Source organism: Burkholderia singularis, from assembly GCF_001718875.1.
GTDB lineage: Bacteria > Pseudomonadota > Gammaproteobacteria > Burkholderiales > Burkholderiaceae > Burkholderia > Burkholderia singularis.
In genome coordinates this window covers 55765-70205 of the sequence record NZ_CP013448.1, presented here as the reverse complement: position 1 = coordinate 70205, position 14441 = coordinate 55765, and the positions used below count along the sequence as shown (strand labels likewise).

14 protein-coding genes are annotated in these 14441 nt (G+C 65.7%); 6 read left to right on the top strand and 8 right to left on the bottom strand.

Translation table 11 applies throughout. The annotated features are described in order from the left end of the window. Positions 1-5: 5 nt before the first annotated feature. Positions 6-1082: a porin gene (locus AQ611_RS00315; protein ID WP_059517476.1), complete on the top strand. Its 1077-nt coding sequence runs from the start codon at positions 6-8 to the stop codon at positions 1080-1082. Between the two features lie 340 nt (positions 1083-1422). Continuing rightward, a complete protein-coding gene (locus tag AQ611_RS00310) occupies positions 1423-2385 on the top strand; it encodes a LysR family transcriptional regulator (RefSeq protein WP_059517487.1) in 963 nt (320 codons plus the stop codon). 184 nt (positions 2386-2569) lie between these two features. On the opposite strand, the gene AQ611_RS00300 is transcribed toward AQ611_RS00310, so the two are convergent. Beyond that, on the bottom strand, positions 2570-3529 hold the full coding sequence (locus AQ611_RS00300) for an NAD(P)H-dependent flavin oxidoreductase (RefSeq protein ID WP_069233435.1): 960 nt from the start codon (positions 3527-3529) through the stop codon (positions 2570-2572). A gap of 658 nt (positions 3530-4187) precedes the next feature. On the opposite strand from AQ611_RS00300, the gene AQ611_RS00295 reads away from it, so the two are divergent. Beyond that, the gene (locus AQ611_RS00295) at positions 4188-5081 is read left to right on the top strand and encodes an alpha/beta fold hydrolase (RefSeq protein ID WP_059517491.1); all 894 of its coding nucleotides are present in this window, start codon (positions 4188-4190) and stop codon (positions 5079-5081) included. A gap of 16 nt (positions 5082-5097) precedes the next feature. Here AQ611_RS00295 and AQ611_RS00290 read toward each other — a convergent pair whose 3' ends face one another. Continuing rightward, positions 5098-5586 carry an Lrp/AsnC family transcriptional regulator gene (locus AQ611_RS00290; RefSeq protein ID WP_059517493.1) on the bottom strand — a complete coding sequence of 163 codons (489 nt, stop codon included), beginning with the start codon at positions 5584-5586 and terminating at the stop codon, positions 5098-5100. Between the two features lie 111 nt (positions 5587-5697). Here AQ611_RS00290 and AQ611_RS00285 point away from each other — a divergent pair, with 111 nt between their 5' ends. Beyond that, a complete protein-coding gene (locus tag AQ611_RS00285) occupies positions 5698-6600 on the top strand; it encodes a DMT family transporter (protein ID WP_069233434.1) in 903 nt (300 codons plus the stop codon). Between the two features lie 272 nt (positions 6601-6872). On the opposite strand, the gene AQ611_RS00280 is transcribed toward AQ611_RS00285, so the two are convergent. The 5 genes from AQ611_RS00280 to AQ611_RS00260 all read right to left on the bottom strand — a co-directional run bounded on the left by AQ611_RS00280 (position 6873) and on the right by AQ611_RS00260 (position 10077). After that, positions 6873-7190: a DUF1289 domain-containing protein gene (locus tag AQ611_RS00280; protein ID WP_374755089.1), complete on the bottom strand. Its 318-nt coding sequence runs from the start codon at positions 7188-7190 to the stop codon at positions 6873-6875. Beyond that, a complete protein-coding gene (locus AQ611_RS00275) occupies positions 7082-7588 on the bottom strand; it encodes a YbaK/EbsC family protein (RefSeq protein ID WP_059517502.1) in 507 nt (168 codons plus the stop codon). The genes AQ611_RS00280 and AQ611_RS00275 overlap by 109 nt, the downstream gene beginning before the upstream one ends. A gap of 69 nt (positions 7589-7657) precedes the next feature. Beyond that, the gene (locus AQ611_RS00270; protein ID WP_069233432.1) at positions 7658-8593 is read right to left on the bottom strand and encodes a hydroxymethylglutaryl-CoA lyase; all 936 of its coding nucleotides are present in this window, start codon (positions 8591-8593) and stop codon (positions 7658-7660) included. Between the two features lie 100 nt (positions 8594-8693). Then, positions 8694-9635, bottom strand: coding sequence for a 2-hydroxyacid dehydrogenase (locus AQ611_RS00265; protein ID WP_069233431.1), 942 nt, complete (start codon positions 9633-9635; stop codon positions 8694-8696). A gap of 4 nt (positions 9636-9639) precedes the next feature. After that, positions 9640-10077 carry a VOC family protein gene (locus AQ611_RS00260; RefSeq protein ID WP_059517982.1) on the bottom strand — a complete coding sequence of 146 codons (438 nt, stop codon included), beginning with the start codon at positions 10075-10077 and terminating at the stop codon, positions 9640-9642. A 149-nt stretch (positions 10078-10226) separates the two neighbouring features. Between AQ611_RS00260 and AQ611_RS00255 the strand changes: the two genes are divergently transcribed. Continuing rightward, positions 10227-10871 (top strand): RBBP9/YdeN family alpha/beta hydrolase, encoded by a 645-nt coding sequence (locus tag AQ611_RS00255; RefSeq protein ID WP_069233430.1) that lies wholly within the window; start codon positions 10227-10229, stop codon positions 10869-10871. A 628-nt stretch (positions 10872-11499) separates the two neighbouring features. After that, positions 11500-12165: an HAD family hydrolase gene (locus tag AQ611_RS00250; RefSeq protein WP_069235062.1), complete on the top strand. Its 666-nt coding sequence runs from the start codon at positions 11500-11502 to the stop codon at positions 12163-12165. Positions 12166-12307: 142 nt separating this feature from the next. On the opposite strand, the gene AQ611_RS00245 is transcribed toward AQ611_RS00250, so the two are convergent. Then, positions 12308-14425, bottom strand: coding sequence for a phosphocholine-specific phospholipase C (locus AQ611_RS00245; RefSeq protein ID WP_069233429.1), 2118 nt, complete (start codon positions 14423-14425; stop codon positions 12308-12310). Between the last annotated feature and the right edge of the window lie 16 nt (positions 14426-14441).

The following is a 14441-nucleotide window of genomic DNA, read 5'->3' as shown; positions in this document are numbered from 1 at the left end:
ATCTTATGAAATCAACCGCCAGCCGTGCGTTGAAAACCACTTGTATGTGCGCCGCCGCCGTGGCGCTCGCCGGGGGCGCGACGCTTGCCCGGGCGCAATCGAGCGTTCAACTGTACGGCCAGGTCGACGAGTGGATCGGCGCGCAGAAATTTCCCGGCGGCCAGCGGGCGTGGGGCGTGCAGGGCGGCGGGATGTCGACGTCTTACTGGGGGATTCGCGGCACCGAGGATCTCGGCGGCGGGTATCAGGCAATCTTCACGCTGGAGGATTTTTTCCGCGCGCAGACCGGCCGCTACGGCCGCTTCGACGGCGATACGTTCTTCGGGCGCAACGCGTATGTCGGGCTCGCGACGCCATACGGCACGGTGACGGCCGGGCGTCTGACGACCCATCTGTTCGTCTCGACGATCCTCTTCAACCCGTTCATCGATTCATACGTGTTCTCGCCGATGGTCTACCACGTGTTCCTCGGCCTCGGCACATTCCCGACGTATACGACCGATCAGGGCGTCGTCGGCGATTCGGGCTGGAATAACGCGGTCGGTTATACGAGCCCGTCGTTCGGCGGATTAAGCGGGGGGGTAATGTATGCGTTCGGCAATTCGGCGGGGGAAAACCGCTCAAAAAAATGGAGCGGACAACTGAATTATGCAAACGGCCCGTTTGCAGCAACAGCGGTTTATCAGTACGTGAACTTCAATAACGATCCGGGCGATCTCGGCGCGCTCGTGTCGAGAATGAAGAGCCAGGGTGTCGCGCAAGTCGGCCTGTCCTACGACTTCAAACTCGTCAAGCTCTACGGACAATATATGTATACGCACAACGAGCAGGATGCCGGAAGCTGGCACGTGAATACCGTGCAAGGCGGCGTGGCGGTGCCGCTTGGCGCGGGCAGAGCGCTTGCATCGTATGCGTACTCGCACGGATCGGGCGGTCTCGAGCAGACCCACCGTACTTGGGCGGTCGGCTACGACTATCCGCTGTCCAAGCGCACGGATTTGTATGCCGCCTACATGAACGACCGTTTTTCGGGGATGGGCAGCGGCGATACGTTCGGCGCGGGAATTCGGGCGAAATTCTGACGGCGGCGCGTTGGTGCGGGCCATCCGTGTGTCGCGTATATGGATAGCTGCGATATGAATATGGATAGCGGCCGGTCCGGCGAGGCGGCGCGGCTGCATTCGGGGTGGGCGTTTTGCATGGGTTTGCGGCCCGTCAGCCGGCTGCGCCGGCCGTGTAAACGCTTCGGATCACGATGAAAAAGTGCGCTGGAACCCGCACTACCCGGCCGATCCCTTGAGATAAGTTAGCGGCGTTACATTACTCGCTGTCATTTTTCCTTTCTTGACGTTTCGGGCTCATTAGCTTTGTTACAGTTGCTTGCGACTAGACAAATTTTTAACAGTTGCGAGCACTATTTCGATGGACACCCTCGTCAGCATGAATGTGTTCCGGTACGTCGTCGAAGTCGGCAGCTTCGTCGGCGCGGCGGAACGCATGGAGATGTCGGCGGCGATGGCGAGCAAGCACGTGATGCATCTCGAGCATCAGCTCGGAGCACGGCTTTTGCATCGCACGACGCGCCGCGTCGCGCCGACGGAGGCGGGGCGCGAATATTACGAACGGCTGGTGCAGGCGCTGACCGAACTCGACGAAGCCGGTCAGGCAGTCGGCGCGTCGAGCGTCGTGCCGCAAGGGCGTCTGCGCCTGACGTCGCTGTCGGCGTTCGGGTTGCGGTACGTGATGGATGCTGCGTCGTCGTATGCCGAGCGCTACCCCGATGTGACGGTCGAGATTACGTTGTCCGACCGGGTCGTCGAGTTGATCGACGAAGGGTACGACGTCGCGGTTCGCGCCGCGGCCACGGGCATGAAGTCGTCGTCGCTCGTCGCGCGGCAGATCGCCACTGCGCACATCGTGCTCGTCGCGTCGCCTGAATATCTCGAAAAGCGCGGCACGCCGACAACGGTTGCCGATCTCCAGCATCACAATTACATCCGCCGCGAGTCGAACGACACATTGTTCGACGCCGCGCTGACCGACGTCGCCACCGCTTCGCGCGCGCCGCTGTCGGGCAACATGATCGTCAACCACCTCGAAGGGTTGCGCGTCGCGGTGCTGGGCGGCGCGGGCATTGCGCTGCTCGGCACCGAAGTGGTCGGCGAGGACATCGAGGCCGGGCGTCTTGTGCCGCTGCTGCTCGACGTGCTGCCGCCGCGGGAGTTGCCGATCTACGCGGTGTACGCGAGCCGACGGCACGTGTCGGCGAAGGTGCGCACGTTCGTCGACTTCGTTGCCGATCGCTTCTCCGGGCAATCGCTGTGTCCGTCGATCGACGAGCGGCTGCGGCAGTATTCGATGCCGCGGATGAAGCGGCTCGGTTGACGGCGTGGCTTGCCGGTTCGGCGTGGCGGATGATTAGGCGTGCGCTGCGCGGTGGCGAGCGGGCCGCGCGTGCCGCCGCGGCTTCGGTGCGCCGCGCTCGAGCGCGACGCCGTTCGCGCGCCATGCTGCGCGGCGTTCGCTACGGCGCGCCGTATGGCGCAGCCGTGAATCTTCCGTCAGCGCGTTAAGCGCGAATTCCCAGGCGGGCTTTCGCTTCGTCGTACTCGCGCTTCAGGCGCCCGACCAGTTCCGCGACGCTCGGCACGTCGTCCATCAGGCCGACGCCTTGCCCCGCACCCCAGATGTCCTTCCACGCCTTCGACTTGTCGTTGCCGAAATTCATCTTCGATTTGTCGGCGACCGGCAGCGCTTCCGGATCGAGGCCCGCGTTCACGATGCTCTCGCGAATGTAGTTGCCGTGTACGCCGGTGAAGAGATTCGTGTAGATGATGTCGGCGGATTTCGCATCGACGATTGCGCGCTTGTAGTCGTCCACCGCGTGCGCTTCCTGCGTCGCGATGAAGCGCGTGCCTATGTACGCGAGATCGGCGCCCATTGCCTGTGCGGCGAGGATCGAGCCGCCGTTGGCGATCGAGCCGGATAGCACGATCGGGCCGTCGAAGATCTTGCGCACTTCGCCGACGAGCGCGAACGGCGACGTCGTGCCCGCATGGCCGCCCGCGCCTGCCGCGACGAGGATGAGGCCGTCGACTCCCGCTTCGAGCGCTTTTTGGGCATGCCTCAGATTGATGACGTCGTGCAGCACGATGCCGCCGTAGCTGTGGACGGCGTCGACGATTTCGCGTGCGGGTGCGCGCAGGCTGGTGATGAAGATCGGCACCTTATGATCGACGCAGACGCGGATATCGTGCTCGAGCCGCACGTTCGACTGGTGGACGATCTGGTTGACGGCGATCGGCCCGATCACTGCGTCGGGGTGCGCGGCTTTGTGCTCGGCGAGCTGCGCTTGCAATTGCGTGAGCCATTCGTCGAGCAATTCGGCGGGCCGTGCGTTGAGGGCGGGAAACGAGCCGACGATGCCCGCCTTGCATTGTGCCAGCACGAGTTCAGGATAGCTGACGATGAACATCGGCGAAGCGATCACGGGCAGCGCGAGTTGTTGCAGAACGGCAGGCAGGGCCATATATGTCTCCGGTGTCGACCAGAGTTAGCGCTTTAGCGCTTACTCTGGTCCCATGCCGCGGATAGCGAGAGTAGGCGCTTCAGCGCCTTACACCCGCCTCGCGGCGGTCGACCAGAGTTAGCGCTTTAGCGTTGACTCCGGCTCCATGCCGCGAATAGCGGGAGTAGGCGCTTTAGCGCCTTACACCCGCCCCGCGGCGGTCGACCAGAGTTAGCGCTTTAGCATTGACTCTGGTCCCATGCCGCGAATAGCGGGAGTAGGCGCTTTAGCGCCTTACACCCGTCCCGCAGCGGTCGACCAGAGTTAGCGCTTTAGCGTTGACTCTGGCTCCATGCCGCGAGCCGAAGGTAGCGCTTCGGCACTTACCTCAGGCCCCCGGCGGCAGTTGTTGCGCGTGCGATGGCAAAGCGCGTCGTATCGTCGTGACGCACGGGCATTCCGGCAGGATCGGACGGATCGAATGCGGTCGGGCCGGATACGCATTAGCGGCGAATTAACACGAACGGTCGTGCCATTATAGGCATGCTTAACAAAATGCGCTGCGGCCGGGGCCCTGTCGAATGAGTGCTCAGTTTCTATGTTTTGCGCACCGGCGCGCGCGATGCGCGACAACCGCACTTCTACAATATCAAGCACAACGATTCTAGAGAACAAGACCATGTCGTTTGAGGCGTTCGCACCGTTTCGCGTGACGGTGCAAGATGTCGATATTTTCGGCGTCAAAGGAGGCACGGGGCCGCCCCTTTTGTTGCTTCACGGGCACCCGCAGACGCACATGATTTGGCATCGTGTCGCCGTGACGCTCGCCAGGCATTTCACCGTGATCGCCACGGATCTGCGCGGCTACGGCGCCTCGAGTAAGCCGGCGGGCGATGCGCGGCATGCGTGTTACTCGAAGCGCACGATGGCGGCCGATCAGGTGGCCGTGATGCGTCACTTCGGCTTTCCCCGCTTCTACGTGTGCGCGCACGATCGCGGCGCGCGCGTTGCGCACCGGATGGCGCTCGATCATCGCGATGCGGTCGAGCGCATGCTGCTGCTCGACATCGCGCCGACGTTGGCGATGTACGAGCGCACCGATCGCGCGTTTGCGACCGCTTATTTTCACTGGTTCTTCCTGATACAGCCCGAGCCGTTGCCCGAGACGCTGATCGGCGGTCATACCGATGCGTATATCGACGCGGTGATGGCGCATCGCTCGGCCGGGCTCGCGCCGTTCTCGCCGCAGGCGCTGCAGGCGTATCGCGACGCATTGCGCCAGCCGGGCGCGGTGCATGCGATGTGCGAGGACTACCGGGCGTCCGCGACGATCGATCTCGAGCACGACCGCGCGGATCTCGAGCGCGGCAACAAGCTTGTATGCCCGCTGCGCGTGCTGTGGGGCGAGGAAGGCGTAGTCGGACGCTTGTTCGATCCGCTCGACGAATGGCGGCGCGTGGCGCGTGACGTGAGCGGCCGCGCGATCGCATGCGGCCACTACATTCCGGAAGAAGCGCCCGTCGCGTTGATCGACGAGGCGTTGGCGTTCTTCGAGGCAAGCGAGCCCGTGTGACGGGGCGCGGCAAACGTCAGTCGCCGTCGGTCGACAGCGGCGGCAGACGCCGCGCAACGGGTGTCGACTTGACGATCGCGGTGCTCGTTTCCGCCCGCTCGGTCACCTTCGCGAGTATTTCGTCGAGCTGCTCGATCGAGCGCAGATAGAGACGGCAGACGAAGCAGTCGTCGCCCGTGACCTTGTCGCATTCGACGAACTCGGGAATGCGGCGCAGCAATTCCTCGACCAGATGAAGCTGGCCGGGCAGCGGTTTGACGCGCACGATCGCTTGCAGCGTGTAGCCGAGCGCGCGCGGATCGAGTTCGACCGTGAAGCGCGTGATCACCCCTTGCGCGTCGAGCCGGCGCAGACGTTCGGCCGTGCTCGGCGCGGACAGCCCGATGCGCCGTGCAAGCTCGCTGACGCTCAGGCGCGCATCGTCGGCGAGTGCACGCAGCAACTCGCGGTCGAGCGCGTCGAGCGGGCTCGCCGGATGCGTGGGCGATGAAAGGCGTTTTTGCATATTGACCTTCGTTTCAAAGGTGCAGTGGCGTTTTTTTCTCAGTTTAGCGATAGAGATGCGCGATGCAAGTCTCTAAAATCGAAGCCAGACCTTTGCATTGGGTGAATTTAAATGGCTTCGAACGAAATGCGCCGCGGTGCGCTGGAGATGGTGCTTGCGATGCTGATGTCCGGGACGATCGGCTGGCTGGTCGTGTCGTCGCAGCAGCATTTGATGAACGTGGTGTTTTTCCGTTGCCTGTTCGGCGGGGCGACGATGCTCGTCGTCTGCGCGGCGCTGGGTCTGTTGCGCCGCGAGCTGTTTCGCGCGCGCACGGTCGCGCTCGCTGCGCTCAGCAGCGTCACGATTGTCGCGAACTGGGTGCTGTTGTTCGCCGCGTATTCGCGCGCGTCCATTTCGATGGCTACGGCGGTCTATAACACGCAGCCGTTCATGCTCGTCGCGCTCGGCGCGCTGATCTTCCGCGAGCGTCTCACCGTATCGACCATCGCGTGGCTTGCGATCGCATTTGCGGGCCTGGTGTGCGTCGTGCGGGTCGAGCCCGCGGTGCTCGCGCTGCCCGGCCAGTATCTGGAAGGCGTTGCGCTCGCGCTCGGCGCGGCGTTTCTCTACGCGGTGTCGTCGATCGTCACGAAGCGTCTGAAGGGCACGCCGCCGCATCTGCTCGCGCTGTTCCAGACGGGTGTCGGCATGCTGCTGCTCGCGCCGTTCGCTCACTTCGACGCGTTGCCCGCGACGCCGATGCAATGGTTCGATCTCGCCGTGCTCGGCGTCGTCAACACGGGTGTGATGTACATACTGCTGTACGGCGCGATTCAGAAGCTGCCGACCGCTACGATCGGCGCGCTGTCGTTCGTCTATCCGGTTGTCGCGATCGTCGTCGATCGGTTCGCATTCGGGCAGACGCTCGCGTGGAGCCAGGTATTCGGCGCGGTGTTGATCCTGCTCGCGGCGGCCGGCGTGAATCTCGGATGGCGCATCGTGCCGGCGCGGCGTGTTGCGGTGCGCAACTGACCGTGCGGCAGGGAGCGGGGCAGCGAAGCGCAAGCCGTGTGGGACGGCGCAAGAAAATTGTAGGGAAACTCCTGATGCGGTGCAGCGAGTGGGCGTCGTATCATGGAGCATGACGTTGATCACGTCGACAGAATTCTCTTATGCACGCCGTTCGCCTGTTGGGGCGAACGGCTTTTTTTTCGAATGCCGATGCATGCGCCGTCATGTCGACGTACGGTGCCTGCTCGCGTGCCGCCCGCGCGGCCATTGCGTCCGGATCGGCCGCCGGCCGATTACCGGCGCGCGGCGAGCCGGGCCAGCACCGCGCGTTTCGCGTCGTCGTCGAAGCTGCGCCAGCCGGCAATCTCGTCGCGCGTGCGGCGGCAGCCGGCGCACCAGCCGGTCAGCTCGTCGAGCCTGCATACGTTCGTGCACGGCGACGGCACGCCGGCATTGACCGCATGCGCCTGCGGGCCGGCGCGGCGTTGTGTCGTCGTTTCGCTCATGCCGGGTCGCGCACGGCGATTTCGGCGATGGGCGCGCCCGTCAGCGCGACGAGTTCCTGCGGCGACAAATTGAACACCGCATGCGGATGGCCGGCCGCCGCCCACAGGCTGTCGAGTTCGAGCAGATCGCGATCGATCAGCGTGACGGGCTCGACGAGATGGCCGACCGGGCACACGCCGCCGATCGCGTAGCCGGTGTGGTCGCGGACGAACTTCGCATCGGCGCGGCCGATGTCGCCAACATGCGCGGCGACCTTCTTCTCGTCGACGCGGTTCGCGCCGCTCGCGACGACGAGCACCGGCGCGCTGTCGGCACGACGGCGAAACAGAATCGATTTCGCGATCTGCGCGACCGAGCAGCCGAGGCCTGCGGCTGCTTCGGCCGAGGTCTTGCCGGTTTCCTCGAGCATGACGATGTCCTTCGCATGGCCGCGCTCACGCAGCAAAAGCGCGACGCGGCGCGCGGAATCAGGAAGCTGGTCGAGGGGAGCTGGATGTGGCATGACGATGGCTTTGCTGGGTTTGAGTGATTGGAGTGGTTCGATCGATCCGAATAACGGGGCGGCGGCGCGTCATGCGCACGCGGGCGGCTCGTCGGCGCTCGCGCGTTGCTTGGCGAGCAGCGCGCGGCCCGCGCGCGACACGTTCGCCCGGCCGATTGCGTTCGAGATGAAATCGCCGGTGGCGACCACCGCGTCGAGATCGACGCCGGTCTCGATGCCCAGGCCGCGCATCAGGTACAGCACGTCTTCCGTCGCGACGTTGCCGGTCGCACCCTTCGCATATGGGCAGCCGCCGAGGCCCGCGACCGACGCGTGGAAGATCGTGATGCCTTCGAGAAGCGCCGCGTAGATATTGGCGAGCGCTTGCCCATAGGTGTCGTGGAAGTGGCCCGACAGCCGCTCGCGCGGGAATACCTTCGCAACCGCGTCGAGCACGGCGCGCGTGTGTGCCGGCGTGCCGACGCCTATCGTGTCGGCGATGTCGATCTCGTCGCAGCCGAGCGCGGCGAGCCGCTCGACGACGTCGACGACCGCCGCGACCGGCACGTCGCCCTGGTACGGGCAGCCGAGCGCGCACGATACGCTCGCGCGCAGCCGCACGCCCGCTTCCTTCGCCGCGCGCGCGACGGGCTCGAAGCGCGCGATGCTCTCGGCGATGCTGCAGTTGATATTGCGCTGCGAGAACGCCTCGCTTGCCGCGCCGAAGATCACCACTTCGTCGGCGCGCGCGGCGAGCGCGTTCTCGAAGCCTTTCAGGTTCGGGGTCAGCGCCGAGTAGATCGTGGCCGCGCGGCGTTCGATGCCGGCCATCACGTCGGCGCCGTCGGCCATCTGCGGCACCCATTTCGGCGATACGAACGACGCCGCCTCGACATTGCGAAAGCCGGCGCGCGAGAGCCGGTTCACGAGTTCGATCTTGACGTCGGTGGGGACGAACGCCTTTTCGTTTTGCAGCCCGTCGCGCGGGCCGACTTCGACGATCTTGACGGAAGAGGGCAGCGTCATGCGAGTCTCCTGAGGTGGGGGCGCCTCGGCATCGAGATGGGCGAGGGCGGGGCTTTCGCGGTGGTGTGCATAGCGTGATCGGGCTCGTGCGGCTGCGCGCTCAGTAGCCGCGCGCGCGATCGACCACGCCGCTGATCGGCTCGCCGCGTTCGAGCGCGGCGATCTTCTCGGCGATTTGCCGCACGGCGTCGGCGCGCAGCGTTTGCGCGGCGCAATGCGGCGTGATGGTGATGCGCGGCTCGCGCCAGAACGGATGGTGCTGCGGCAGCGGCTCGTCGGCGAAGACGTCGAGCGTCGCGGCGGCGACGCGGCCGCTCGCGAGCGCGTCGAGCAAGTCCGCTTCGACGAGATGCGCGCCGCGCGCGGCGTTGACGAGGTAGGCGCCGCGCGCGAGCTTCGAGAACGTGTGCGCGTTCAGGAGGCCGGCGGTATCGGCCGTGCTCGGCAACAGGTTCACGAGCAGTTTCACGCCGTCGGCGAATGCGTCGAACTGCGTGCGGCCGGCGAATGTCGCGATGCCGTCGAGCGTTTTCGCCGTGCGGCTGTAGCCGCGCACCGGCAGGCCGAGCGCGGCGAGCGCGTGCGCGACCTGCCGGCCCAGCGCGCCGAGGCCGAGCACGCCGACGACGAACGTGTCGCGCGGATGCGGTTCGAGCACCTGCCAGCGGCGCTCGCGCTGCAGCAACGCGTATTTGTCGAAGCGGCACAGATAGCGCAGCGCCGCATGCGCGACGTAGTCGATCATCTGCCGCGCCATGCCGGCGTCTTCGAGGCGCACGAGCGGCACGCCGCTCGGCAGCGTGCCCGGATGATCGCGTTCGAGCGCGAGCACCGCATCGACGCCCGCGCCCAAATTGAAGATCGCCTTCAGGCCCGCGCGCGGCGCGAAGAACGCGCGCGGCGCGCGCCAGACGAGCGCATAATCGGCGGGCGCGTCGTCGCCCGGCTGCCATGCGCGCGGCTGCGCGCCGGGCAGTGCGCGCTCGATATCGCGTTGCCAGTCGCCCGCGTCGTCGTTCGGCGTATGGAGCAGGATGCGCATGCGGCTATTTCGCGAAGAGCTGGCCGATGTCGGCGAATGCCTTGAACTCGAGCGCGTTGCCGCATGCATCCGTGAAGAACATCGTTGCTTGCTCGCCGGCTTCGCCCTTGAAGCGGATATGCGGCTCGATCAAGAAATGCGTACCGGCCGCCTTGAGCTTGTCGGCAAGCGCATGCCATTCGTCCATCGACAGCACGACGCCGAAATGGCGCACCGGAACCTCGTCGCCGTCAACCGGATTGACGGCCGAATCGCCCGCCTCGCCGGGCGCGAGATGCGCGACGAGCTGGTGGCCGAAGAAATCGAAGTCGACCCAATGCTCGGAACTGCGGCCTTCCGGGCAGCCGAGCAACTCGCCGTAGAAGCGGCGCGCCCGCTCGAGGCTCGTGACCGGAAAGGCGAGATGGAACGGGCGCAACGCGCCAGATCGCGTAGCGGACATGTGGTGTCTCCTCATCGGAAGCTGACATTCTACGGTTTTGTCGCGCCGCGCGTCGCGGGCCGTCGAAATGCAAAGCACAAAAAATTGGTTCGCCGCGCGCGTGGCGCGCGTGAGAATCGTCTCCAAGCTCCTAGTTTGGCGAGGGACACATGCGCTCATGCAGCAAATCGACTTGGCCGCCGCGCCTCGTCACGGTGCCCGGCCTGCACGGCAGCGAAGGCGCGCACTGGCAGACCTGGCTCGAGCGGCAGTTCGCACGCGCGTTGCGCGTCGAACAGGACGACTGGGACGCGCCGCATCTCGCGCGCTGGGCGCAAAAGGTCCGCGATCTGCTCGCGCGCGAGCGCGGCCCGTTCGTGCTGGCCGCGCACAGTTTCGGCTGCCTGGCGGCCGCGCATGCGCTCGTGCAGTCTGCATCGGCTGCCGAGATGCCAACGGCGGATGTGATCGGCGTGCTGTTCGTGGCGCCGGCCAATCCGCGCAAATTCGCGTTCGCGGGCGAGTTCGACGCGTACCGGCTCGCCGTGCCGTCGATTCTGATCGGCAGCGAGACCGACCCATGGATGACGCTCGCGGACGCGCGCGAGCTTGCGCACCGGCTCGGCAGCGCGTTCGTCAATCTCGGCGACGCCGGGCATATCAATACCGCCGCCGGCTACGGGCCGTGGCCGCGCGCGAAATATCTGGTCGATACGCTCGTGCATTGCGCGGCGCCGCTCAGATTTCAGAATGACGATGACAATGACGAGCGCGCCGCCGGCACGTTCGGGCGGAATTCGCTCGCCACGGTTTGAGCCGTCGAAACGGCGGCGGTGCGTGCGCGATGACGCGGCTGGCAGGTGGCGCGTTCGTGGCGGCCGGGGTTTGTCGATGCGGCTTGCGTCATCAACGCGCCGGGTCGCGCGCGCGTTGCGGTGCTTGCCGGTGCGCGTGAACGGTGCGGACGCGGTTGAGGGGTAACGGCGGCTCGCTGTTGTCGTGCTGGCGCCTTTCCCATCCTTTGCCTGCGTGAGTCCATCGAGACGCCGTGGGCGCCGCGCCGCGTGGCGTGCACTGCGCCATCCCGTGTTTTTCTTTTCGATTGATTTCCTCCTTTGGGCGTGCCGTTTACCTGCCGTATCGGCTAGGCTGCTCGCGCGGCCTGCGTCGGCACATGCACGGGCGCGTCGTGGTGCGATGCCACGCCGATCGGCCAGGGTTGCGGTAAAGTCGTGCCCGGCAACGCGGCCGCGCACGACTCCGCCAGCACAGGTGCCGGCCCGGCACGCTGCCCGTACCGAGGACCGGCGTGTCGGCGGCACGCTTATCGGCGCGTGCCGCGCTGGTTGGCTGTCCCTTCCTCTGCCGATGCGCTCGCTGAGGCGCATCAATCGGCCCATCGTCCGCATGGCGCTGAAACGTTTTGAACGGAGTCTCCATCAAGTGAACGCGCTGACCCTGTTGTTCGATCTGGACGGCACGCTCGTCGATACCGATGCGCTGCATCTGCATGCATACAACGCGCTGCTTGCGCGTTGGAATCGGTCGATCGACGTCGGCTACTACAAAGCCCATGTGATGGGCTTTCCCGACCACATGATTTTCGGCGGCCTGTTCCCGGGTATGCCGAAAGAGGAGTACACGGCGCTGGCCGCGCAGAAGGAGCAGTTGTTTCGCGCGCAGCTTGGCGCGAAGCTCGAGCCCACGGCGGGAACGGACGACATCCTGGGATATGCGCAGCGCATCGGCGCGAAAACGGCCGTCGTGACGAACGCGCCGCGCGACAATGCGGTGATGATGCTCGACGCGCTGGGGCTTGCCGGACGATTCGACGCGCTGGTGATCGGCGGCGAACTGGAGCATGGCAAGCCGCATCCGCTGCCTTATCTGACCGCGTTGGACGAACTGGGCGGCACGGCGCAAAAAGCCGTCGCGTTCGAGGATTCGGCCTCGGGCGTGAAGTCGGCGAGTTCGGCGGGCATCCATACATTCGGCATGCTGACGGCGCTGAGCCGGGAGCAGCTCGGCGAGGCCGGCGCGCACGAATTCATCCGGGATTTTTCGGATCGGGTGCTGTGGGATTATCTGGCGCGCGTGAATGCGGCGTGACGGGGTGCCCAGGCGGAACGCCGCCGATTACCGTTGAGCGGCGCGTCGCCCGCCTCCGGCAGGATCGCGACTCAAGCGGCGAGCCGCCTGCGTCGCGCCGCCGCCTGAGCGGCTGCGGTTGCGCGCGCCGCCCGGAGGCTGATCAAGCCGTAACGGGCGCGAGCGCCGCCGGATCGGAATAGCTCGGCTTGCCGGTTTCGATATGGCCTGCGAAGCGGCGCACGAACTTGCCCGTTGCGCCGTCCGACACTGTCACGTCATACCAGTGATGGCTCGATGCAAGCGGCCACTGCTCGATGCGCTCGTCGCCGCCGCGCAGTGTCAGCTGGCGCGCAGGCGCGCCGTATGCGTTGTCCGACAGGCTCAGCTTGATGCTCTGTCCGCCGTGATTCTTGAGCTTCAAATACAGGTTACCGTTCGCGACGTCGTAGCCCGCCTGCACTTCCGGATGGGCGGCCGCGTGCGGGCCGTGCCCGTCGGGCGCGGCAGTGCCGGCGAACGTGCGCACGAAGCCGTTCGGGCCGTATACGGTGAACGCATACGCGCCGTTCGTCGCCGACAGATCGAACTCGTCGTGCAACGTGGCGTGTGCGCCGACCGTATAGCGCCACGGGCCATCGCCGCGGTTCGTCGCGTACACGTAGAAGTGCGCTCCCTGTTTGCCGCGGTTCGCGAATTCGATGCGCAGCGTCGTGCCGCCCCGCACGCGCGCGTTCACATGCAGTTCGTAGGGCAGTGCGCGCGCCGGACGCACGCCCGGCTCCTGCGGATCGACCGGGCTCGGCGCGGCGGGCACGCTCGGCGCGGGCTTGGTCGAGCAGAGTTGGTCGGCGATCGATCGATAGTTGCTGGTGTCGGGCAGCGGCGGCAGTGTCGCATCCGGCGTGCGGAAATCGAATGCCGACGTCAGATCGCCGCACACGGTGCGGCGCCACGGCGTGATGTTCGGCTCGTTGATGCCGAAGCGCGCGGCGATGAAGCGGATCACCGACGTATGGTCGAAGACTTCCGAGCACACGAAACCGCCCTTCGTCCACGGCGAAACGATGGTCATCGGCACGCGCGGGCCCAGGCCGTAAGGCAGGCCGTCGGCCGTGTATTGGCCGCCGCGTCCGGGGTTCACGACGTTATGGATCTCGCCGTCGACGGTGACGGTGGACAAGCCCTGCGCGCGCGTCGTCGGCGGTTGCGGCGGCACGATGTGGTCGAAGAAGCCGTCGTTCTCGTCGTACATGATGAAGAGCACGGTTTTGCGCCACACGTCGGGGTTCGCGGTCAGCGCATCGAGAATGTGCGACGTGTAGTTCGCGCCATACGCGGGGGTGTACTTCGGATGTTCGGAGAACGCGGCGGGCGGCAGCAGCCACGACACCTGCGGCAGCTTGTTCGCGAGCACGTCGGCTTTCAGATCGTCGAGCGTGCGCACCGTTTGCGCGCGTTGATAAAGCGACGAGCCCGGCTTCGCATCGATGAAGTTCGCGAAGTTTTGCAGGATGTTCGTCCCGTAGTTGCCGTTCAGCGGATCGACCCAGGTCGTGCCCTGTTGATAGATCTGCCACGAAATGCCCGCGGCCTCGAGGCGCTCCGGGTAGGTCGTCCACGACAGCAGTTGATATTGCGGCGGCACGTCGCCGTCCACGTAGTCGTTGTTGTCGAGCAGCGGGCCGCCGAACTTGCCCGTCGGATCGACCGTGCCGGTCATCAGATACGAGCGGTTCGGATGCGTCGGGCCGGGCAGCGAACAGAAATAGTGGTCGCAGACGGTGAACGCGTCGGCGAGCGCATAGTGGAACGGGATGTCCTCGCGCACGTGATAGCCCATCGTCATGTCGGTCTTGTTCGCGGGCCACTGGTCGTAGCGGCCGCCGTCGATCGCCGCGTGCGTTTTGTACCACGAGTGATCGAGATCGCCGATGCATTGCGCGCTCGTGGTCAGCGTATTGAGCCGAAACGGCAACACGGGCTTGCCGGGGTCGGCTTTCGACGGCTGGTACCAGACCGGCTTGCCGTTGGGCAGCGGGATCGGGAAGCGGTCGTTGTAACCGCGCACGCCGCGCAGGTGTCCGAAATAATGATCGAACGAGCGGTTTTCCTGCATGAACACGACAATGTGCTCGACGTCCCGGATGGTGCCGGTGCGCGATGCGGCGGGGATCGCGAGCGCACGGCGAATCGATTCGGGCAAGACGGTGAGCGCGGCGGCGGCGCTCGTGGATTGCGCGACGGTCTGCAGGAAACGGCGGCGGCTTTCTGATGTCATCTGTTCACCTTGGGTT